General features: G+C 64.5%; 22 protein-coding genes. 12 read left to right on the top strand and 10 right to left on the bottom strand.

Features of this window, described 5'->3' with window-relative positions; genetic code table 11:
* Positions 1–5: 5 nt before the first annotated feature.
* The gene (locus tag HAH_RS05440) at positions 6–245 is read right to left on the bottom strand and encodes a twin-arginine translocase TatA/TatE family subunit (RefSeq protein WP_014040012.1); all 240 of its coding nucleotides are present in this window, start codon (positions 243–245) and stop codon (positions 6–8) included.
* 639 nt (positions 246–884) lie between these two features.
* On the opposite strand from HAH_RS05440, the gene HAH_RS05445 reads away from it, so the two are divergent.
* The 5 genes from HAH_RS05445 to HAH_RS05470 all read left to right on the top strand — a co-directional run bounded on the left by HAH_RS05445 (position 885) and on the right by HAH_RS05470 (position 4,836).
* The gene (locus tag HAH_RS05445; protein ID WP_004515651.1) at positions 885–1,130 is read left to right on the top strand and encodes a hypothetical protein; all 246 of its coding nucleotides are present in this window, start codon (positions 885–887) and stop codon (positions 1,128–1,130) included.
* Between the two features lie 56 nt (positions 1,131–1,186).
* Complete coding sequence (locus HAH_RS05450; protein ID WP_014040014.1) at positions 1,187–1,654, top strand: peroxiredoxin; 468 nt, start codon at positions 1,187–1,189, stop codon at positions 1,652–1,654.
* A 46-nt stretch (positions 1,655–1,700) separates the two neighbouring features.
* Positions 1,701–2,513, top strand: coding sequence for an HD domain-containing protein (locus HAH_RS05455; protein ID WP_014040015.1), 813 nt, complete (start codon positions 1,701–1,703; stop codon positions 2,511–2,513).
* 62 nt (positions 2,514–2,575) lie between these two features.
* Complete coding sequence (locus HAH_RS05460; protein ID WP_044952198.1) at positions 2,576–2,974, top strand: hypothetical protein; 399 nt, start codon at positions 2,576–2,578, stop codon at positions 2,972–2,974.
* A 602-nt stretch (positions 2,975–3,576) separates the two neighbouring features.
* A complete protein-coding gene (locus HAH_RS05470; RefSeq protein WP_023843202.1) occupies positions 3,577–4,836 on the top strand; it encodes a serine-tRNA(Ala) deacylase AlaX in 1,260 nt (419 codons plus the stop codon).
* Between the two features lies 1 nt (position 4,837).
* Here the strand turns inward: HAH_RS05470 and HAH_RS05475 are convergent, their stop codons facing one another.
* From HAH_RS05475 to HAH_RS05490, 4 genes are read right to left on the bottom strand one after another with little or no spacing between them, the layout of a single operon-like run.
* Positions 4,838–5,761, bottom strand: coding sequence for a DMT family transporter (locus tag HAH_RS05475; RefSeq protein WP_014040018.1), 924 nt, complete (start codon positions 5,759–5,761; stop codon positions 4,838–4,840).
* A 6-nt stretch (positions 5,762–5,767) separates the two neighbouring features.
* Complete coding sequence (surE, locus tag HAH_RS05480) at positions 5,768–6,577, bottom strand: 5'/3'-nucleotidase SurE (RefSeq protein ID WP_014040019.1); 810 nt, start codon at positions 6,575–6,577, stop codon at positions 5,768–5,770.
* 36 nt (positions 6,578–6,613) lie between these two features.
* Positions 6,614–8,098 (bottom strand): small ribosomal subunit Rsm22 family protein, encoded by a 1,485-nt coding sequence (locus tag HAH_RS05485; RefSeq protein WP_014040020.1) that lies wholly within the window; start codon positions 8,096–8,098, stop codon positions 6,614–6,616.
* A complete protein-coding gene (locus tag HAH_RS05490; protein WP_014040021.1) occupies positions 8,095–8,829 on the bottom strand; it encodes a prephenate dehydrogenase/arogenate dehydrogenase family protein in 735 nt (244 codons plus the stop codon). Before HAH_RS05490 ends, HAH_RS05485 begins: the two co-directional genes overlap by 4 nt.
* A gap of 163 nt (positions 8,830–8,992) precedes the next feature.
* On the opposite strand from HAH_RS05490, the gene HAH_RS05495 reads away from it, so the two are divergent.
* Entirely contained in the window at positions 8,993–9,766 is a 774-nt protein-coding gene (locus tag HAH_RS05495) for a fumarylacetoacetate hydrolase family protein (protein WP_014040022.1), read from the top strand.
* Positions 9,767–9,807: 41 nt separating this feature from the next.
* Here the strand turns inward: HAH_RS05495 and HAH_RS05500 are convergent, their stop codons facing one another.
* Positions 9,808–10,632, bottom strand: coding sequence for a halocyanin domain-containing protein (locus HAH_RS05500; RefSeq protein WP_014040023.1), 825 nt, complete (start codon positions 10,630–10,632; stop codon positions 9,808–9,810).
* 319 nt (positions 10,633–10,951) lie between these two features.
* Between HAH_RS05500 and HAH_RS05505 the strand changes: the two genes are divergently transcribed.
* A complete protein-coding gene (locus HAH_RS05505) occupies positions 10,952–11,314 on the top strand; it encodes a winged helix-turn-helix domain-containing protein (RefSeq protein WP_014040024.1) in 363 nt (120 codons plus the stop codon).
* A complete protein-coding gene (locus tag HAH_RS05510) occupies positions 11,311–11,613 on the top strand; it encodes a DUF7521 family protein (RefSeq protein ID WP_014040025.1) in 303 nt (100 codons plus the stop codon). The genes HAH_RS05505 and HAH_RS05510 overlap by 4 nt, the downstream gene beginning before the upstream one ends.
* 21 nt (positions 11,614–11,634) lie before the next feature.
* Here the strand turns inward: HAH_RS05510 and HAH_RS05515 are convergent, their stop codons facing one another.
* Positions 11,635–12,192 (bottom strand): halocyanin domain-containing protein, encoded by a 558-nt coding sequence (locus HAH_RS05515; protein ID WP_014040026.1) that lies wholly within the window; start codon positions 12,190–12,192, stop codon positions 11,635–11,637.
* 170 nt (positions 12,193–12,362) lie between these two features.
* Between HAH_RS05515 and HAH_RS05520 the strand changes: the two genes are divergently transcribed.
* Positions 12,363–13,889 carry a cryptochrome/photolyase family protein gene (locus tag HAH_RS05520; RefSeq protein WP_014040027.1) on the top strand — a complete coding sequence of 509 codons (1,527 nt, stop codon included), beginning with the start codon at positions 12,363–12,365 and terminating at the stop codon, positions 13,887–13,889.
* 30 nt (positions 13,890–13,919) lie between these two features.
* On the opposite strand, the gene HAH_RS05525 is transcribed toward HAH_RS05520, so the two are convergent.
* The 3 genes from HAH_RS05525 to HAH_RS05535 form a co-directional block, all read right to left on the bottom strand.
* Positions 13,920–15,674: an ABC1 kinase family protein gene (locus tag HAH_RS05525; protein ID WP_014040028.1), complete on the bottom strand. Its 1,755-nt coding sequence runs from the start codon at positions 15,672–15,674 to the stop codon at positions 13,920–13,922.
* Positions 15,675–15,726: 52 nt separating this feature from the next.
* Positions 15,727–18,363: a heavy metal translocating P-type ATPase gene (locus HAH_RS05530; RefSeq protein WP_023843203.1), complete on the bottom strand. Its 2,637-nt coding sequence runs from the start codon at positions 18,361–18,363 to the stop codon at positions 15,727–15,729.
* 129 nt (positions 18,364–18,492) lie between these two features.
* Positions 18,493–19,083: a winged helix-turn-helix transcriptional regulator gene (locus HAH_RS05535; protein ID WP_014040030.1), complete on the bottom strand. Its 591-nt coding sequence runs from the start codon at positions 19,081–19,083 to the stop codon at positions 18,493–18,495.
* 154 nt (positions 19,084–19,237) lie between these two features.
* Between HAH_RS05535 and HAH_RS05540 the strand changes: the two genes are divergently transcribed.
* From HAH_RS05540 to HAH_RS05550, 3 genes are read left to right on the top strand one after another with little or no spacing between them, the layout of a single operon-like run.
* A complete protein-coding gene (locus HAH_RS05540) occupies positions 19,238–20,323 on the top strand; it encodes a metal ABC transporter substrate-binding protein (RefSeq protein ID WP_014040031.1) in 1,086 nt (361 codons plus the stop codon).
* An 8-nt stretch (positions 20,324–20,331) separates the two neighbouring features.
* The gene (locus HAH_RS05545; protein WP_014040032.1) at positions 20,332–21,129 is read left to right on the top strand and encodes a metal ABC transporter ATP-binding protein; all 798 of its coding nucleotides are present in this window, start codon (positions 20,332–20,334) and stop codon (positions 21,127–21,129) included.
* The gene (locus tag HAH_RS05550) at positions 21,126–22,100 is read left to right on the top strand and encodes a metal ABC transporter permease (protein WP_014040033.1); all 975 of its coding nucleotides are present in this window, start codon (positions 21,126–21,128) and stop codon (positions 22,098–22,100) included. The genes HAH_RS05545 and HAH_RS05550 overlap by 4 nt, the downstream gene beginning before the upstream one ends.
* Positions 22,101–22,143 lie beyond the last annotated feature (43 nt).

The following is a 22,143-nucleotide window of genomic DNA, read 5'->3' on the forward strand; positions in this document are numbered from 1 at the left end:
CGAGATTACGTCTCGGTTTCCGTCGCCGTCTCGGTCGACTCGGCCGAGTCCACGGTGGATGCATCGGCCCCTTCTGCAGCGCCGCCCTCACGCATCTCTTCGAGTTCCTGCTCGACTTCTTCGCGCCCCTTCTGGAACTCGCCCATGGCTTCGCCGGTCGACCGCGCTAGTTTCGGAATCTTGTTCGCGCCGAACAGCAGGACGGCGATGAGGAGGATGACCATCATCTCCGTCGTCCCGGGCATCCCCGGGAACAGTACTCCGGATGTCCCTAACATTGTATCCGAAGGTTACGTGGTTGCTATTATAACCTTTTTGCTCAGGACGGCCTGGCAGGCGAGTCACTGCCGTCAAGGCCGACTCTCCAGTACTGTCTGGCGTGGCCAGCAGACAGACCGTTAGTCATCACCGAGCCGTGGCGGCTTAGTCTGTCGAAACGGCCTCGCCAGGAACCGACGGCGAGGCCCGACACAGGAGGAGTGGGGAATGGGTGTGGCTCGGAAGTGGCAACACGAGGCACTCGGTCTCTGACTTCCCGGTGTCGCTGGCTTGGGTTGGCACGTCGACAGATACACCGCAGCATGTCCACGGGACTGAGTCGATAGCTGGGGCTGTTCAGGTGACACGATTTCCGTAGCCATGTCCGGCGTCGGATTTGCCTGCGTGCGGGTTCGCACCCGCAGTACCGGCTACACGGTCCTGTCAATTTATTATATTCTGGTTAAGCCACTGCTCATACTGTCGGCTGTAAGTCTGTGAAGATTTCGCCCGGGGTGAGGAATATCTTGAAATAGTTACAGCCGACAGTATCACCAGCCACAGTGCCGGACAGGTGCACTCTCCGCCCGGGGATATAACTACCGTCGGGCGCTCAGAGAGACCAGATGCCGGCCGATAGTCACACGATGGAAGTCAGGAGCGGGGAAGAGGTAACGATTCGACCGATCAAACCGGTCGGAGAGGACGTCGTTCGGGTCGATATCGAGGCTGATGGGGTGTGGCGACTCGATATCACGCGCGAGGGCGAAATCGCAGATGTCGTCACGACCCGTGACGCCGACGGGACACTCGCGGACCGCGAACTGCCGGAGTGGATCGACGAGGTCACCGCGAAGTTCGCGCAGTTCTGATTCGGGACTCGTCCGCGTCGGAAAGGGTTTTATCTGCCACGACCCAGGTCGCCAGTATGGTATCAGTCGGAGACGCTGCACCCGATTTCACGGCACCGATTGCCAATGGCGACGTTGATGAGATAACGCTATCCGAGGCAGTTGACGATGGGCCGGTCGTGCTCGCGTTCTTCCCGGGCGCGTTCACCAGCGTTTGCAGTCACGAGATGAACTCGTTCCAGGACCGACTCGACGAACTCACCGAGGCGGGGGCGACGCTGTACGGTGTCAGCATCGATACGCCGTTCTCACAGAACGCGTTCCGTGACGAACTGGGACTCGAGTTCGACCTCGTCAGCGACTCCGGGCGCGAAATCGTCGACGCCTACGACATTTCGATGGACTTCGAGGCGCTGGGCGTTCCGAACGTCGCCAAGCGGGCCGTCTTCGTTATCGACGAAGACCGGGAAGTCACGTACGCCTGGGTCAGCGACGACCCTGGCGTCGAACCGGACTACGACGAAGTTATCGACGCCGCCACCTGATCGCGCCGGTGGGGGATTTTTCGCTGTGGGTCGTTTGGGATGTGGTATGAGCGTTGATAGAGACAATGCCAGCGGCCGGATTTACGACCCCGAGGCAGACCACGCGTTCCCGGACGGGCGACTGAACGCAGTTCTCGACACTATTACGACTGACGAGGAGATCCAGGCGTATCTCGAAGCCCAGAACATCAATCCCGTCGCGCGCAAACAGTACAACGACCACGGCGCGAAACACATCGGTATCGTTCGGAACCGAGCACTGTGCCTGTATGACCTCCTCAAGCAGGGCGGCGTCGAGTTCAACGGTGCGGCCGACCACGGCCTCGACGAGGCTGACGAGGCTGTCATCATCGCACTTGCGACGACGCTCCACGACATCGGGCACGTCGTCCACCGCGATTCACACCCGTACTATTCGATCCCGCTGGCGGCTGACATCCTCGATGACATCCTCCCGGAGTTCTACGGCATCCGTCAGGCGGTTCAGGTAAAGGGTGAGGTTCTCCATGCCATTCTCTGCCATCACACCGAGGAAAACCCGCTGACGCTGGAAGCCGGCGTCGTTCGCGTCGCCGACGCGCTGGACATGGAGCGCGGTCGGTCGCGCATTCCGTACAAGCACGGCGGCCGCGGTATCGATACCGTCTCCAGCCAGGCCATCGAGACGGTTACGCTGAGCCCAGGCGACGACTATCCCGTCCTCGTCGAAATTTCGATGAACAACGCGGCCGGCGTCTACCAGGTCGATAATCTTCTGAAAGCCAAACTCAGGGACTCTGGCTTGGAAGAACACGTCCGTATCGTCGCGCTCAACACCCGGGAGGACGGCAATCAGATCGTCGAGCGAATCGAACTCTAAACCGGATCGACACAACGGTTTTGTACCGTGCTTCCCTAGCTATGTCTATGAGTCTCACACCCATGGATGAGCCACGGGGTGCCCGGGCCAGGACGGACGACGGCGACGTGCCGCCACCCTCGCTTTTGGACCGGGTCAGGTACCGCGTGCGCTCAGCCATTGAGACCATTTCGTTTGGGGAGAAATGTTCTGAGTGGCTTGATAGACGTGGTCGAGACAAGCCACAGTCGACGATTCACACCGATGGGTTCGCTGACGACGTCGTTACGCCGCCGGAGTGTCCGTCGATCAGCGACCTTCCGACGCGGTCACGACCGTTTACGTATCCGACCCGAAATCACACGGAAACCAACACTGTCGACCTCATCGCAGTCGAATCTGGAGACCAACTCACTATGACACATCCGGACAACTCTGCGGCGAAGATTTCGTCTGACGTGTGGGAATCTGTCGAGCAGTAAGTGCTTCTACTGTCCCGTTCTTGCGTCGCTGAGCGAACGGTTTCAGACCTTTCTGGCGGCGTTTGAAAATCGGAAACCAGCAGAACGACCGGCCGAGACCGCGGTCAGAGCTCGTACTGCGCGATGTTGCCGGAGCCACAGGCCGGGCAGGTCGAGCTATCCGTTTCGATGGTGGTTCCACAGCGTCGACACTCCAGATGTGACCGCTGTCGAGTCCCCACGACCCGGCGTAATCGCTCGATCATATTGCCAGACAGGGAGCCAGGCCCTATATAATCGGGTAATTCACGGTGAAAGTGAAAACCGCAGGACGTGACGCCGATCCTGATGGCCCGTCTGCCGAGCGTCAGACGCCGCTGTCCCACCGTTCAGCCTGTCCACTCCCCCAGTTACGCGCAGGTTAGCTCACGCCGGTCCCGCTTACCGGCTGCGTACAGAAGCGTCGGGAACAGCACGACTGCGAACAGCCAGAGCAGTATTGATTGGGCCACACTACCCCGGCACGCACGAAAACCGCGCTACTGTCGGCCGAATGGTCCCGGACACTCGTCCGTCCGGGGCACGCCCAGATGTTTTTGTTCGCGCCGACGTAGCCACGCCTGATGACGGGAATAGCCGCAGCCGAGCCCACTGTGACGACGTTCACGTCGACTGTCGAGCGTACCGACACGACCGCTGTCGTGCTAACGGAGACGTACTTCTACGCCGAAGGCGGCGGCCAGCCGGCCGATCGGGGAACTCTCGGTGGCGTTGAAGTCGTCGACGTCCAGCACCGAAACGGCGATATCGTCCACGAACTGGCCGAGCCGCCGGCGTTCGACCCGGGCGAGACGGTCGAAGGCCAGATCGACACGGCGTTTCGGACGTACTGTATGCGTGCCCACACGGCCAGCCACGTCCTCTACGGCGCTGGTCGCCGGCTGCTGTCGGACCTCGGCTACGGCGGCTTCGACATCAGCGCGACGGTCCCGGAAGACGCCGGTGACGACGACTTTGGGCCGGCTATCACCGGGAAGGTGCGGGTAGATTTCGAGACGACGACCGAAATCGACGACGAGACACTCACCGAACTTGAGCGGCTGACTAACCGCGCCGTCTGGGAGTCCTACGACGTGACCTGGGAAGAAATCCCGCGTGACGAGGCACTGGACCGCGACGATATCGCGTTCAATACGAAGACCGAAGAGGGAATCGAGGGCGAGACAGTCCGGGTCGTCACCATCGAAGACTGGGACGTGGCGGCCTGCGGTGGGACACACGTCGGGAACACGCGAGAGATCGGACCGGTGACGGTGCTCGGTCGATCCAATCCCGGCGAGGGGCTGACTCGTGTCGAGTTCGCCGTCGGGCCGCGAGCAATCCGTCAGCGGGCGACCGAACACGAGCGGGCGATGGCTGCCGCCCAGTCGCTGGATACGAACGTTGCCGAACTCCCGGATGCTGTCGATAGCCTCCAGTCAGAGCGCGACGATCTCCGGGACACGGTGTCGGCCCTTCGAGAGCGTCTCGTCGATTCTCGTCTCGCTGACCTGCGTGACGAGGCCATCGAGATGGACGGGCAGCGGTGGCTCGTCGGCACCGTGGCAGGGCTCGACGCGAACGGACTGGCCGACCGAGCGGAGCAAGCCGTCGGTGATGAGGTCGACGTGGCCGCGCTGGTGGACGCCGACGGCCAGTATCTGGGTGTCGCGACGACAGGCGGCGTCGATGCCGGCGCGGTGGTCGACCGAGTGACGTCGGAGTTCGGTGGCGGTGGCGGCGGGCGGCCGACGGTGGCACAGGGCGGGGGACTCGCTGCTGAGGGGGACGATATCGTCGCGTTCCTCCGGGACGTGTCAGCGGCGCCAGACCACGGCGACTGACTCAATCGCCTCGGTTCGGCGTCCCGCTGAACCGGGCGACCTCGTTTCGCAGCGCATCCCGTTTCAACAGCGCGAACCCGACGAGGATACAGGCGAATCCGACACCCGTGTAGACTGTCGGTGTCTCACCGAGGAACAGCAGCCCAGTGGCGGCGGCGACGACTGGCGCGGCGTAGGAGACGAGGTTGATCTCGATGGGCCCGAGTCGCTCCAGCAGGTCGAAGTAGATGAGGAAGCCAAGCGCGCTGGCGACGATGACCAGATACAGCAGGGCCAGCACGGCTTCAGCAGTCCACTGGACGTCAGCTATCGACTCGGAGGCCCCGAGGCTGACGCCGTGCATAAGCACCGCACCGAGGAGCATCGACCACGCCTCCATCGTCTCGATCTCTAAATCGTCGTCGAACCGCCGGGTCAGCACGCTCCCGAGGGCGAACGACGTGGTTGCGAGGAACACCAAGAACAGCGACACGGTTCGGGGGTCCAGAAGGTTCCCCGGATCGGGGTTGCTGAGAACGCCGACACCGACGAACCCGATGAGCAGGCCGACGATACCCAGCGCCGTGAGCCGTTCGTCCGGGAGGAACGCGCGGGCGAACCCAGTCGTGAGAATCGGCGAGAGGCTGACGACGATAGCGGCGGCGGCGCTGGTGGTACCCTGCTCGCCGACGAACAGGAAGATGTGGTACGCGGCGATCAGGAGTGAGCCGCCGATACCCACAACGATCCAGTCGGTCCGACTCTTCGGGAGCCACTGGTCGGTAGCGTACACCGCGTAGCCGAGCATCAACAGCCCGGCGAGGTCGTACCGGAACGCCGCAAACAGGACCGGCGGGAAGTACTCCAGCCCGGCTTTGATAGCAGTGAAGGCGCTGCCCCAGGCGACGGCGAGCGCGACGAAGAGGATGGCGTTGCGGAACCGCATTTCCGGTCAGTCGGCCGCCTCGCCGCCGTCGCCCGGCTCGTACGTCTCTGCGATGGCGTCGAGGGCTTCGTGGTGCTCCGTCGTGTGTGGCGCGGTCAGCGGCGAGACACTGACCTTCCCGTCGACGACGGCACGGCGGTCGGTCCCCTCGGGGTCGGGAATGTCGCCCTCAGCCATGTGCTCCCAGATGCGGTCGTGGAGCGTCACGGCGTCGCCTTCCTGGACGGCGTCCATCTCGTACTCGTGCGAGGGTCGCGTGACCGTCATCTGTGCGTCGCCCCACTCGGCAACGGGGGCGTTGATGTTCAGGTAGTCACACTGCTCGAACACGCCGGCGTCGACGGCGTGGTCGGCGAGGTAGGTCGTCGCCCTGGCGGCCTCGCCGTAGCTGTCGCCGTTGGCCTCGATGTCCGCGAAAGCAGCGTCCTCGCGGACCGGGATATACATCGAGACGGCCATCGCCGGCACGTCGAAGAAGGTGGCTTCGACGGCGGCGCTGACGGTCCCCGAGCGGCCGAGGACGTACGCCCCGAGGTTCGCCCCGCGGTTACAGCCCGCGACCACGAGGTCGGTGTCGGTGACGAGCGCTTCGAGCCCCGCCACGACGCAGTCCGAGGGCGTTCCCTCGACGGCGTAGCCGAGCTCGTGCTCGTGGACGGTCACTTCGTGGGAAATAGCTCGGCCGACCGCGCTCTGGTCCTCCGCCGGGGCGACCGCAGTCACGTCGCCGACTGTCGAGAGACCGTCGTACACCGCCCGGAGGCCGGCGCTCTCGATGCCGTCGTCGTTCGTCAGCAGAATCGTCGGCTCGTCCATACGCTCTGTCGGGCCGTCTGCGAGAAAAGCCCACCGCTAGCGGGCACGGTCGACGACCGTCTCGCCGTCGACGACGACGTTGTAGGCCTCCTCGTCGTCGTTCCAGAGCACCAGCGCGTTCTCGAAGGACAGCAGGTCGCCGTAGTCGGCTTTCCGGAGGACCTCGTTCAGTATCGACGCCTCCGTGAGCACGGCGAAGTGGTCGACCTGCTGGCTCCCGTCGCCCAGCAGGTACAGCGGGTTGGCCCCCTCCCGTTCGGCGAGGTCGTGGCTGAGCTTGACGCCGAGGAAGTTCACCCGGTCGGTGACGTAGTTCTCGGCGTCGGCCATCGGCGCGTGGATGCCCCGGTCCGGCGTCACGTCGTGCTTTCGCTTGCCGTCGGTCCGGAGGACGCTGTAGGCGAACTGCACGTCCGTATTGACGAACTCGCCCGTTCCGCCCGCCGGGTCGTCGAGGCGCTGTTGCATCGTCGGCACTTCGATGTCGGGCTTGCGGTCGAACGACCACGATTCGCTGTCGGGGGACTGGTGGGGCCAGAGCCGCACCGTCGGCCCGTACACCGTCGCCGGGCCGCCGTCGGCCACCTCGCGCTCGACCTGGCGGAGCTGTATGGCCGTGTTCCGGTCAGCCGGGGCCAGCGCCAGCAACGTTCCGTCGTCGGCAAGCGCCTCGACGTACCGGTAGAGGGTCGCCGCCGCGTCGTCGAGTTCGCTGAGGACGTTGCCGAAGATGATGAGGTCGTAGCCCTCGGCGTTGTTGTCGCCGCCATCGCTATCGCCGCCGCTGTCATCGCCACCAGCCCCACCGCTGTCGTCGCCGGGAACCGGCGACGACGGATCGAACTCCTCGGCGACCGCCCGGTGAATCTCCCAGCGGACGTTCTGACCGCTGTCTTCCAGTAGGCTCTCCAGCACGTCCGCGGCGGCGCTCGGTTCGACCGCGTGGTAGTCGAGCAGCGCGTCGTCCGGAAGCAGGTCGCGCAGGGCGAGCGCCGGGCCGCCGACACCGGCCCCGACATCCAGAACTCGGAGCTGTGACGGGAGCAGGCCGTCGGCGGCGAGGTCCGCAAGGACGTACTTGGCCACAGCGTAGTAGTCGGGCAAGTGATAGACGGCGTAGCCAAGCGCCGTCAGTTCGTCGTACTCGACGGCCTGGCCCTGGAGATACCGCTCCTTGATGTCGCGGATGCGCTCACGGAGTTCGTCACCGCTGTCGCCGCTGTGCCACTCCAGTCCGCCCCACTCTGTCAACAGGTCGATGACCTGCTGTTCGTAGCGGTCGGGGAACCGCTCGACACCGTCGAAATCTACCGAAAGACGACCCTCAGGTGCCGGAGCGAAGGTCCCGTCGTCCTGTTCGACGATGCCCAAATCGAACGCCTCCTCCCGAAGCACCTGCTTGACGACGGCGGGGTGGGGCTGGCCCTCGACGTACTCGTGTAGCTCCTCGGGGTCCAGCGGTCGGACGTTGCGGAGGTACTGGGCGTTTTCGCGTATCTGCTGGCGTGTTTCCTGGTTCATGAAAGTTGCTCGTAGAGCCGTTCGAAGGTGTCCGCGTCGGCATCGGCGATCTGTCGGGCGGCGTCGGCGACCGCGTCCGCGCCGTCGAAGGCGTCCTGGATGTCGGCGTACACCCGCGGGTCGCCGCCGGTGACCTGCTCGACGAGGTCGAACAGGCCAGCCGAAATCGGCGTCTGAAACCGGTCGGGCACGTCGGCGGCGGCCATCGCGAACGCGAGCACGGCCGCGTGGGCACTGGCCTGGACTGTTTCCATGGCTTCGTCGTGTTCCGTCGCTGTCGTCTCGAAGCAGTTGTTGCCGGCCTCGGCGAGTGCGTCGACGACGGCAGCAGCATCGGGACCTGACGCGTCGTTGACGACGGCGACGTTGCCGGGCGCGTTCTCGGGGGCGAACAGCGGGTGGAGACTCAGTCGCTGGCCGTCAGGCATCGCGTCCTGCATCGCTGCGACGGGGCCGGCCATGCTCCCAGTCACATCGACGATTGCACCCGTAGCCAGCGGCGCGAACTCGTGAATGGCCGTCTCGGCGACGGGCATCGGCACCGCGATACAGACGACGTCGAAAGTCTCGGCCGCGTCGCTGGCGACAGCGCGCCCGCCGACCGCGTCGGCAGCGGCTTCGGCGGCCGACTGGTCGAGGTCGGTGAAGGCGACGGCCGCGTCGGCGTGGGTCCGGACCGTGCGCGCGAACCACTGGCCCATCGCGCCGGCGCCAACGACGAGGACGTTCATCGGCCCAGCGTAGCCCGTCCCGTCTCAAAAGCCGTTCGGTCACACTCCCACTCACCGCGACTCCGCAGGTGACGATGGCCGGGTAGACAGCCGTCGAACAGCCCGCTGTGGTCCGGTTTCCCCCTCCTAAACGCTTATCTGTCGGCCCTGAGAGAACGGTGACATGAAGCGCGTTCGATTCCGTGATACCGCGGGGAACGTCCGGGGAGGCCGCTGGACCGTCGAGGACGGCGACCCCGTCGTCACCGCCGCCGCCGGACCGTACGGCCGTATCGCCTTTGGCGACGAGTCCTACGACCCCGACGAGGTAGACATCCTCCCGCCCTGTGAGCCGACGAAAGTCGTCTGTATCGGGCGCAACTACGCCGACCACGCCGAGGAGATGGACTCGGACCTCCCGGACAGGCCGATGCTGTTTCTCAAGGCTCCGAACGCCGTCGCGTCCCACGGCAAGCACCTCACGATGCCCTCGGGGAAAGAGCGCATCGACTACGAGGCCGAACTCGGCGTCGTCATCGGCGAGCAGTGCCGGAACGTCAGTGAATCGGGCGCGATGGACGTCGTCGCGGGCTACACCTGCGTCAACGATATCTCGAACCGCGACGACCAGCGACAGGAACAGAACTGGGTCCGCGGGAAGGCCTTCGACAACGCCTGTCCCATCGGCCCGCTTGTGGCCACGCCGGAACACGTCCCGGAGGACGCCAGCATTGAACTCCGACTGAACGGCGAGACGAAGCAGTCCTCCTCCCGCGAGCACCTCATCTTCTCAATCCCGGAACTGATCGCGGAGATAACGTCGTACATGACCCTAGAGCCCGGCGACGTCATCGCCACGGGGACGCCCGAAGGCGTCGGACCGATGGAGGACGGCGACGAAGTCGAAGTCGAAATCGAAGGTATCGGCACGCTCAAACACAGCGTCAAGATTCCGTAGGCGACCGGGACACCAGGTCTGAAGCAATCCCGCGACGGTTGTTATTCGACGACGACTGCGCCTCTCATCCCCACTCCCTCGTGTGGTTTACAGGAGTACAGATGCGTTCCAGTCTCCTCGAACGTATGCTCGTAGGTGCTCCCTTCGTCGGCGACGAGTTCCGAATCGAGCGGGCCATCGCCTTTGGAGACGATGTTGTGCGGGCCACCGTCGCCGGTCCAGTCCCAGCGGACGGTCGTCTCAGTCGAGACCTTCAGTGCAGGCGGGCCGAACGCGAACTCCCCACCGTTCCCTTCCACACCGGCCGTAACAGTTGCAGTGTCTGTGTCGGTGCGGTCGGCAATGGTGCCGTCGAAGTTACTCGCGGCTGCGAGCCACTCGTCGACAGTTGCATTGCCTGAAGACGGTGGCTCTTTCACAATAATCGCACCTTTCATGCCATCGTCGCGATGGGGTTCGGAGACGTAGCGGTACTCGCCGGGCTCCTCGAAGAAGTAGTGATACATCGTCCCGGACTGGGCGTTCGTCCGGCCGCTGTCGAAGGTGCCGTCGAGCGCGACAACGTTCTGCTGGCCGCCGTGGCCCGTCCAGTCCCACCGAACGTGCGTCATCGGCGGAACTTCGATGGCTGGTGGGCTAAACGCCAGTCTATCGTCCATCTCTTGACCAATCAGGATCGTTGGCCGGGACTGCGGTCCGTATCTGCGGGTCTCGCCGTCGTAGCCGTTGGCGTCGTCGAGCCAGTCGTCGAGGGACTCGGGTGTCGATTCAGGCGTTGCAGTTTCGGTCGCTGTAGCGGTTTCGGTTGCAGTCGCGGTCTCGGTGCCGGTTTCCGCCGCTGGCTCAGAGCTACTCCCCGAGGACACGCACCCGGCGGTAACGGCGAGGGCTGCCAATCCTGTGCCTGCGAGAAACTGTCTGCGAGTGGAGGGCCGTTGCATAGCAAGCTAGTTGTTATTATTGGATGATAGAAAATGGGGTGTGCCCTTTCCAGATTCTGGAAACAAACGGTCGCCCTTTATCTGAGGGTGTTTTATATTCCCGACACTGGGTGGGAGCTGCTACCGGAGTATCGCAGGACTCCGGAGTCGCAGTATCCCACAGGTTTCACGTCGCTGCCCCGTCATATCGAAATCGAACCGCCCGCAGAACCACCCCCGACCGTCCACCTGAGAGGGTCCCTCCGTGGCACACAACGACGCGAGCGAGACACAGGCGCTGTTCGACGCCCTCGCCGACCCTGACTGTCGCGACATACTCAGGGTGCTCGACGAGCCGCTGCCAGCCAAGGAGGTCGCCTCGGTCTGTGATCTGCCCCAGACAAGCACCTACCGGAAGCTCGAACAGCTGAGCGAGGCCGAACTGGTCGCCGAGGAGACGGAGGTGCGCCCCGACGGCCATCACGCGACGGCGTACGTCCGGGACTGTGGCGGCGTGTTCGTTGGCGTCGATGCCGACGGCGCGTTCGAGATCGACGTTCTGCCGGCCGAGGAGCGGCCGAGCGAACGGCTCGCACTCCTGTGGTCGCGCGTCAGCGAGGAACTATGAACGGAGATATCCCACTCATCGTCATCGGATTCAAGACTGTGACAGTGTTGCTTGGCGGGCTCATCACCTACTTCGCAACCCGCGCGGCACTGAAAACGAGGGCGACCGGACTCACGTATCTCGCCGTCGGATTCGCGACTATCACCGTTGGGTCGCTCATCGCCGGCGTCGCAGACCAACTGTTCGGCCTGAGTACCAACGCTGCACTGATCTTCGAGAACGCGCTCACCGCGGTCGGCTTCGCGGTCATCGCGTACTCGCTGTACGTCACCAGTCGCTCCGCGCTAGTAAAGCGATAAAAACTGGCCGCTAACTATGGGTTATTCGACGACGACTGCGCCGACCATCCCGAGCGCCTTGTGCGGGACACAGTTGTAGAGGTAGGTGCCGGTTTCCTCGAACGTGTACTCGTAGGTGGTTCCTTCCTCTGAGACAGCCGAGCCCGAGTCGAGCGGGCCGTCGCCTTCGGACTTGACGTTGTGGCCGGCCCCTTCACCGGTCCACTCCCAGACGACCGTCGTTCCGGTCGAGACTTTGATCGCGGGCGGATCGAAGGCGAACGCGCCGCCGTTCCCCTCGGCGCCGACTGCAACGGAGACCTCGTTCTGGTCAGTCATCACGACCGTGTTGCCGTCGAAGTTGGACGACTCACCGACGTAGTCCGCCACTTCGCTCGATGCTTCGACGGTCTCCATCCCACCGCTGCTCTCGGTGTCCATCTCCTCGGCTTCAGTGGTAGCCATCTCCTCTGCTTCGGTGGCTTCCGTTTCGCCGCTGCCACCATCGCCGCCGGACCCGCCACAGCCAGCAAGGAGTCCAGCGCCTGATACGGCTGCCGTCGTGCGGATGAACGTCCGCCTGTCGAGGTCGTCTGTCATGCAACTAGAGTTATGACTCTGCACTTATAAGGAAGTCGTTTCTGTCGTTTGGACGGGAACAATAATTGAGGTTTGTACCGCCCTGCGGTGTGGCGATACCAACACAGTTCGGACGGGGATTGATGCGGACTCGGGCCCACAGTACAGCCAATGGGAGTGTCCGTTCACAAATGACCGTCTGGCTCCGGGGCGACCACCTCCTCCGCCGGTCCGGCCCCGTCGACAACCGACCCGACGAGCCGGTGCTCCTGATAGAGGCGCAGTCGTTCGCCCGCAAACTGCCGTACCACCCACACAAGCTGATTCTGCTGTTCAGCGCAATGCGGCATTTTCGCGACGACCTCCGGGACGCCGGTCGGACGGTCCAGTACCGCCAGACGGAGACCTTCGAGGACGGACTGGCGGCACATTTCGAGGCCAATCCGGACGACGCGCTCGTAACTCACCGACCACAGACCGAGTCCGCGCAGGCGCGACTCGAATCACTGGTTGCCGACGCTGGCGGAGCGGTCGAGTTCGTCCCCGACGAACGCTTCCTCTGCCCCCCTTCGCAGTTCGACGGGTGGGTTGGGGACGGACGCTACCGCCACGAGGACTTCTACCGGTTCATGCGCCGAGAAACGGACTATCTGATGGCCGACGGCGACCCGGTCGGCGGCGAGTGGAACTACGACGACCAGAACCGGGAGACGCCACCCGATGAGTGGACCCCGGCGGAGCCACCGCTGTTCGAGCCGGACGACGTGACCCGGGACGTCATCGAGTGGGTCGAGGAAACGTTCGAGGGGAGCTACGACGAGCAGCCCTACGGCGGTGACTGGGCCGATCCCGACCCGTTCCGTTGGCCCGTCACTCGGCGGCAGGCCGTCCGCGCCCTGGACCACTTCGTTACGAGCCGACTACCGGAGTTCGGGCCGTACCAGGACGCGATGCTGGAGGACGAGTGGGCGATGAGCCACAGTCTGCTCTCCACGTCGCTCAATCTGGGACTCCTCGGCCCTGACGAGGTCATTGAACGCGCTATCGCTGCCTACGAGGACGGCGACGCGCCGCTGCACAGCGTGGAGGGGTTCGTCCGGCAGGTGCTCGGGTGGCGCGAGTTCCTCCGGCACGTCTACCGCCGGGAGATGCCGGACCTCGCCGCGGCGAACCAGCTCGGCGCGAGCGAGGCCCTGCCGGACTTCTACTGGGACGGCGACACCGACATGGCATGTCTCTCCGACGTGGTCGACGGCGTCCGGGAACGAGGGTATTCACACCACATCGAGCGGCTGATGATTCTCGCGAACTTCGGTCTCATTTACGGCGTCGAGCCGGCGCAACTGAACCGCTGGTTCCACGCCGGCTACGTCGACGCCTTCCACTGGGTGACGACGCCGAACGTCGTCGAGATGGGGCTATACGGCGCGGGCGTGTTCGCCACCAAACCCTACGCCTCGTCGGCGAACTACGTGGACAAGATGAGCGACTACTGCTCGGGCTGTCCGTACTACAAGACGAAGACGACCGGCGAGGGTGCCTGTCCGTTCAACGCGCTGTACTGGGACTTCCTGGACCGAAACGAAGATACACTCCGGTCCAACCATCGAATGGGGCTGATGTACAGCCACGTCGACAACAAGAGCGACGAGGAACTCACAGAGATACGCGAGCGAGCCGCAGAGATTCGGGAAATGGCGGCCGCTGGCGACCTCTGAGCGCGACCGTGCCCCGCGAGCGCCGCTCGGCTACTCTTCTCCCTCCACCGCATCGGCCGCCTGCCGCTGTTGCATCTCGTGACGAGTGAACTGCGGCGACGACAGCGCCGATCCGCGGCGTCGGCGGAACGACCACGCGAGAATCCCAAGCACCGCGGCGCTCCCGCCCAGCGCGAGTCCGGTGGGCTGGAGCCCGTTCACGGTGTAGAGGTAGGCACTCACCGGCACGCCGGCGCTGGCGACGATACCGAGCAGGAGCCGCTTGGCGAGCACCCGGCTCAGTCCGTCGGAGTCTTCGAGGACGGTCTTGACGAGCAGTTCTTCGCGCTCGACCCTATCGAGTGCGTTCTCCATCTTCGGCGCTGTCCGCACCGCCGACCGGGTCGAGTCCGTCACCGTCTCCTGGATTTCCGTCTTGATCCGCTCCCGGAGATCGTCCCCAGCGCCCTGCTCCATGACGTACTCGGAGATGATCTCGATGAAGTCGAACTCGGGGTCGAGCGTCCGACAGACGCCTTCGAGGACCGTCGTTACCCGGACCACCAGCGCCAGGTCCTGTGGCAGGCGCATCGGGAACTCGTACAGTTGCGTCTCGAACTGGCCGACTAACTGTTCGATTCGGTACTCGCTGATGTCCTCGCCGCGGAACTGCTCGATCACGATGTCGAACGCCTCTCGCATCACCTCGCGGTCGGCCATCGGGTCCAGTGCGCCCATCTCGACGAAGGCGTCCATCACGCGGTCCACGTCATCGGTCGCCAGCCCGACGTAGAAATCCAGCAGTTGGTCCTGTGTCCGGGGACCGAGGTAGCCGGTCATCCCGAAATCGTAGAAGACGAGCGTCCCGTCGGGCTGGACTGCCAGATTGCCGGGATGGGGGTCAGCGTGGAAGAGGCCGTCCTCGACGATCATCTGGATGTACACCTCTTCGAGCCGCCGGACGAGTGCCGGCCTGTCGATGCCGAGTTCGTCCAGACGCTCTACGTCGTCGATTTTCACGCCGTCGAGGTACGTCATCGTCAGCACGCGGTCCGTCGAGTGGCTCCCGACGACGTCCGGGATGGCGATGTCGTCGTCGTTTGCGAAGTTGTCGCCGATTTCACGGAGCATTCGCGCCTCGTGGCCGTAGTCCATCTCCCGGCGGACCGTCGTTGCGAACTCTTCGGTGAGATTTTCCAGCGTAAATGCCTGGCCCGGGTCCGCGCCGTAGGTGAGCACGGGCAGCAGCGTCGACAGCACGCGCAGGTCGGATTCGACGCGCGTTCTGATGTTGGGTCGAAGCACTTTCACGGCGACCCGCTGGCCGCCGATCTGTGCCTCGTACACCTGGCCCAGCGAGGCTCCCGAAATGGCTGTCGTGTCGAACTCTTCGAACAGCGCGTCGATGTCGTCGCCCAGTTCCCGTTCGATGACAGGCTCGATGGTGGCCCACGCGTCCGGTGGAACGTTATCCTGTAGCTCCGAGAGCACGTCCACGTACGCCCGCGGCAGGGCGTCAGGCCGGGTCGACAGCATCTGCCCGAGCTTGATGAACGCCGGTCCGAGGTCGACGAATGTGTTTTTCAGGTAACGAGCGCGCCGCATCCGTGTCTCGGGGGTCACTGACCGGGACCGACCGAACAGGAGGAACCGCTTGCGGTCCCGCCCCCACTGCCAAAGCAGCGGGACGAACTGCCAGACGATGACGAGCGCCCGCCAGAGCGCCCGGAGCCTGACGCCGACACCGCCCGGCTGTGACACTGTCCCTCCCGTCGGTTCGTCGGCGACACGCTCCTCAGCAGTCACTGTTCGTAGATGAGGCCCGGCGACAGATGAGTCTGCTGGAGACGGGTCCCGCTCAGCGACGGAGGAAGCCGAGCAGGCGATACTCCGAATCCGGCGTGTACCGGCGGAACGCGAGACTGTTTGCGAGCACCGACACGGACGAGGCGGCCATCGCGGCAGCGGCCAGCACCGGCTGGAGCAGTCCCAGCGAGGCAAGCGGAATCATCACGGTGTTGTACCCGAGCGCCCAGAAGAGGTTCTGCTTGATCTTCCCGAGCGTGGCCTCAGAGACCCGGATGGCCTTCACCACGTCGGCGGGGTCGTCCCGGAGCAGCGTCACGTCGCCGGCCTCGATTGCCACGTCGGTCCCCGAACCAATGGCACAGCCGACGCTCGCGGCCGCCAGCGCGGGCGCGTCGTTGACGCCGTCGCCGACCATCATCGCCTGATCGCCGTCGCTCTGGAGGTCATCGACGGCGTCGGCCTTGTCCTCGGGCAACACGTCGGCCATCACGTTATCGGGGTCGATACCGACCTCCTCGGCGACGGCGCGGGCGGTCCGCGCGTTGTCGCCGGTGATGAGCCAGACGCCGAGTCCGCGCTCGCGCAGCCCGCTGACGGCCGCCTTCGCGGACTCTTTGACCGTGTCGGCGTCGGCGACGATGCCCAGGAGCCGGTAGTCCGGGTCCTTGTCGCCCTCGGTGTCGTCACCGCCGGCGTCCTCGGCCAGCGCGACCAGCATCGCCGTCTTACCCTCGCGTTCGAGGGTGTCCATCCGGTCCTCTGCCGGTGCGGTGTCGACGCCGGCCTCGGACAGCAGTTTCCGGTTGCCGACGAGGACGCGACCGTGGCGCGTCGTCGCTTTCACGCCCTGGCCGGGGACGTTCTCGAACTCTTCGGGGTCTTCGACCTCGATACCGCGCTCGCGTGCGCCCTCGACGATGGCCTCGGCCAGCGGGTGCTCGCTGGCGTGTTCGGCGCTGGCGGCGACTTCGAGCACGAACTCCTCGCTCTGTTCGCGCTCGGGCTTGAGCGCCCCGCCGTCCGCAGCGGGACCGACGACCTCGACATCTGTGAGTTCCATCTCACCTTTCGTCAGCGTCCCCGTCTTGTCGAAGACGACGGTGTCGACCTCGTGGACGCGTTCGAGCACATCGCCGCCCTTGAACAGAACGCCGTTGCGTGCGCCGATTGCCGTCCCGACCATCGTCGCAGCGGGCGTCGCCAGCCCCAGCGCGCAGGGGCAGGCGATGAGCACGGCGGAGGCGAACACGACGACGGCGAACTCGCTCACGCCGACGCCGGCCGGGCCACCCGCGGCCAGTCCCCACAGCGGGAGCGCGTCGACGACGGCGGCCAGCGTCTCCGGCGCGACCGCCCACAGCACCGCCCAGAGGACGGCATTACCGATGACTGCCGGGACGAAGTACGCCGAGATGCGGTCGGCGACGTTCTGGATGTCGGGCTGGCGGGACTGGGCCTGCCGGACCCGCTCGGCGATCTGCTGGATGGCGGTCTCCGAGCCGACCTTCGTCGCCTCGACTTCGAGGACGCCGTTCTGGTTCACCGTCGAGCCGATGACCTCATCGCCCTCGCCTTTCTCGACCGGGACGGACTCGCCGGTCACCATCGACTCGTCGACGGCCGAGTCGCCGTCTACCACGACGCCGTCTGTCGGAATCTTCTCCCCGGGGCGGACTTTCAGCCGGTCGCCGACCCCCACCTCGTCGATGGGAATCTCTTCCTCGCTGCCGTCCTCGCGGACGACCGTCGCCGTGTCGGCCTCCATCTCAAGGAGTTGCTGGATGGCGGCCCCGGCCTGGCTCTTCGAGCGGGCTTCGAGGTAGTTCCCGAGCGTGATGAACACGAGAATCAGCGCGGCCGTGTCGAAGTACAGCCCCGTGCTCGCGATGAGACCCGCCAGCGCGGCCACTGAGTAGACGTACGCCGTCGAGGAACCCAGGGCGATAAGCACGTCCATGTTCGCCCGGCGGTTGTTGACCAGCGCTTTGTAGGAGTTCTCGTAGAACGGCTTGCCGAGCAGCAGCTGGACCGGCGTCGCCAGCGCGAAGGCGACCCATCCCTGTGGCACCCCCAGAACCGTCTCGTCGACGAGGCCGAGCGAGAACAGGTGGTCCGCCATGAACAGCAGGAGTGGGGCCGACAGCACCGCTCCGAACAGCGTGAGCCGGAGCTGTCTTCGCGTCTCCTCGTTACGTGCGGCGGCGCGGCGGTCAGCGCTGGACTGCTCACCGCCGGAGCCGTCACCGCCGTTTTCACTCCCGCTACCCTCTCTGACAGGCGTGTAGCCGGCGGACTCGATGGCGTCGTAGAGGTCCGAGCGCGACACGTCGGCCGGGTTGTAGGTGACCTGACCTTCGTCGGTGGCGTAGTTCACGCTGGCTTCGATGACGCCCGCAGTCGCTTTCAGCGCCTCTTCGTTGGTGTCCGCGCAGTTCGCACACGACATATCGGTGATACCGACGGTCACCGTCTCCGTCGCGACGCCGTAGCCGGCGTCCTGGACGGCGGCGACAATATCAGCTAGCGATACCACATCGGGGTCGTACTCGACGCTCCCCTCGTCGGTGGCGTAGTTCGCGTCGACGGACGCAATCCCGTCCAACTCGCCCACCGACTCCTCAATCGTGCCCGCGCAGTTGGCACAGCTCATTCCCGTCAGTTCGAGCCGGGTGGTTCGGTCACTCATCTTGTCTTCCTATACGCCCCTCATGTTCATGCGGTTTGTGCCTTCGATACGAAGGTCAGATTCGACTAATAGATTCAGAAGTAAACTCAAACAGCCGCTTAGATACTATTCTGAAGTACCACTCGCAGCTCAGACCCTGTCTTTCAGCGACTCGTACTGGTCGACGAACCGTTCCGCACAGGACCCACAGCAGAAGTAGTACCGCTCCCCGTCGAGCGTGCGCTGTTCGCCTTCCTCGTCGACGGAGTTGCCACACTCCGCGCAGTCGGGCGCGAACTCTGCCGTACCCAGTCCGACGGTCCACTCGCTGTCTGCGATCATCCGCACCTCGTAGCGGTCCACGTCCCCGAGGTCGACGTGTTCGGCGAGGAGTTCGCTTGCGTCAGACTGGGAGACGGTTGCCGCCAGCACCACCCGGCCGCCGGCGGTCCGATAGACACGCTCGACGGTGTCAGCGTCGCTGACCGCCGCAGCGATGTCGGCGGCCCGACCCGGCTTCGCGTCTACTTCGATCAGGACCGGCACGCCGGCCTGTAACAGTGAGCGGTCGACATCGACGGTAAACCCCTGTATCAGTCCCATTTCGACGAGCCGGTCGACGCGGTCGGAGACTGCAGGGGCCGAGAGGTCAACTCGTTCGGCGATGTCGCTGTATGGTCGCCTCGCGTCTTCGAGCAGCAACCGGAGGATTTCGTGGTCAGTATCGTCGAGTCCGGGCATATCGGACCAACTTGGAGCGTCGGTTTATGCGTTGTGTCCGCTTGTTCCTGTGCCAAAGATCGCGTTTCAGACAGGAGCAGTGCACTCGATTAGATCCGTCTAATTCTATAGTTAGATAGAAACTATTATATCCTTCTCCGACAGCAACCCACACATGGCAACTAACCAACCCTGTGGCGACCAGCCGTATAGCGTCACCCGCAGGCAGGTACTCAGTGCCGGCGCGGGGAGCCTCGCGTCCGGCTTTGCCGGCTGTCTGACCGGTGGCGGGACGGAAGCGGCATCGAACAGCAGCGACAGCACCAGTGGCGCGGACGGACCGGTCGCGGTGGCGTCTTTCTTCAGTTTCTACGACTTTGCCCGTAAGATCGCACGCGGGACGCCGATAACGGTCGAGAACCTCATTCCGACCGGACTGCACGGCCACGGCTGGGAACCGGACGCCGGCATCACGCGAGATATCATCGACGCGGACGCGTTCATCCACGTCGGCCCGGACTTCCAGCCGTGGGCGGACCGCGCGATTCAGACACTCAAAGACGACAACGTCGATACCGAACTCATCAACGTCCGCGAGGGCATCGAACTCGAATCGCTCGCGGCGAGTCTCGACCGCGACGAAGAGGGCGTCGGACAGAATAGAGCCAGAGACCCCCATTTCTGGCTCGACCCGCGGCGCGCGAAACAGTCGGTCGACAACATCACCGAGGGGCTGGTCGCGCTCGCCCCGGACGCCGAAGACACGCTCCGGGACAACGCCGAGACGTACAACTCTGAGGTCCTCGACCGCATCGACGCGGATTACGCCGAGATTTTCGACCGCGCCGAGAGGAACGTGGTCCAGCTCGCGGCACACAACGCCTTCCAGTACATCGGCTCGCGCTACGGCGTCAAGATGCGCCCGCTCGTGGTCAACCTCGCGGCCAGCGGTGACGTGAAGCCCTCGGACATCACCGAGGCGAAATCGGTCATCGAGGACAACGACATCCGGTACATCGGGGCCGGCGTCTTCGAGACGCGCAAGCCCGCAAAACAGCTCATCGCCGAGACACCGGTCAAAGCCTACTACCCGGTGACACCGTATGCTGGCGTCCGCAAGGAGTGGGTCGAAAACGACTGGGGATACGAGGAAATCGCCTATCGGATAAATATGCCGACGTTCGAGGTCGTTCTGGGTAACAAGGAACCTGAAGACGCTGGTCCCGACGGCTGGAGCGAGACCTGGCGGAACTTCGAATGAAACCGACAATGCGTTCACAACACAGAGACGATGCCGACGAAGCGCCGACCGAATCGAGCGAGAGCCAGCCATCTGTCGTCGAACTCGCGGACGTGTCGTTCGGGTACACGTCCACGCCCGTCGTCGAAGACATCAGTGTCAGTATCGACGCCGGGGAGTACGTCGCCGTGGTCGGCCCGAACGGCTCCGGCAAGTCGACGCTCATGCAGTTGCTGCTCGGCCTGCTGGAGCCCGATGCCGGGACTGCAGAGCTGTTCGGCGTCGACGCAACGGCGTTCGACGACGGCGCCAGAGTCGGCTACGTCGCACAGCGTGCTGGGACGAGCCGGGAAATGCCGATAACGGTCCGCGAAGTGGTGAAGATGGGCCGGTTCCCACACGTCGGGTTCGGCCGTCTCTCCGCGGCCGATTGGCGTATCGTCGACAGAGCCATCGACACAGTCGGGATGTCGGCGTTCGCCGACCGGCGAATCACCCAGCTCTCCGGCGGGCAGCGCCAGCGGGCGTTCATCGCCCGGGCACTCGCTGGTGAGGCCGACCTGCTCGTGCTGGACGAACCGACCGTCGGCGTGGACACCGAATCGGTCGACGCCTTCTACGGACTGCTCGAATCGCTCCACGACGACGGCATCACCGTCCTGCTCATCGAACACGACCTGCAGGCCGTCACCGAACACGCGGAGCGCGTCATCTGCCTGAACGGTGAAATCTACTTCGACGGTCCGTCGGCGGAATTCACCGACAGCGCGGCGCTGGCCAGAGCCTTCGGGACGGGTGCACAGTCGCTGACTGGAGGCAACGGATGACGCTCGCGCTGGCCGCCGGCGGCGTCTACGAGGCGTTCGTCCCGATCCTCGAACTGTGGTACTGGCTCCTGACACAGCTCTACCATCTGACTGGACTGGAACTCATCAACCCTGAGTACACATTCATGTACCGGGCGATACTCGTCGGGCTGTGCGTCGGCGTTATCGCGCCGCTCATCGGGACCTTCCTCGTCCACCGCCAACTCGCGCTCATCGGGGACGCACTCGCCCACACGGCCTTCGCCGGCGTCGCCGTCGGGCTGTTTCTCAACGGCGTCTTCGAGCTGGGCGTCTCGCCGTATCTGACCGCCGTCGTCGTGGCCGTCATCGCAGCGCTGCTCATCGAACTCATCTCCGAGGCGACCGACGCCTACAACGACGTGTCGATGGCAATTGTCCTCTCGACAGGATTCGCGCTGGGGACGGTCCTCATCAGCCTCAACGCCGGCGGACTGGCCGTCGGTATCAATCAGTACCTCTTTGGGAACCTTTCGACCGTCTCTGCCGAGAACGCGGTCATCATGCTCGGGCTGTTCAGCGTCATCGTTGGGACGGTCGCGCTCACCCGCAATCAGTTGCTGTACGTCACGTTCGACGAGACCGCCGCCGCCGTCGCCGGGCTCCCGGTCGCCTGGTACAACCGGATTATGGTGATGCTGACGGCGCTCGTCGTCGTCGGCGCGATGCAGATAATGGGCGTCATCCTCGTCGCGGCCATGCTGGTCGTCCCGGTCGCCGGCGCGACACAGGTGTCCCGGAGCTTCTCGGAATCACTGCTGGTCTCGATTGTACTGGCCGAACTGGCCGTCCTGCTCGGTATCGGTATCTCGTACTACGCCGGTGCGACAGCCGGCGGCGTCATCGTTCTCGTCGCCGTGGGGATCTACGTCCTCTCGGTCCTTGCCGGGAAAGTCCGACAGACGGGCGCTCCCGATGAAACGCGGGAACTCGACAGCATCAGTCACGACTGAACGACGCCTTTTACTGGGGTCGATCGTTGCAACTGAGAGCCAT

It is taken from the genome of Haloarcula hispanica ATCC 33960, from assembly GCF_000223905.1.
In the GTDB taxonomy this organism is placed as follows: domain Archaea; phylum Halobacteriota; class Halobacteria; order Halobacteriales; family Haloarculaceae; genus Haloarcula; species Haloarcula hispanica.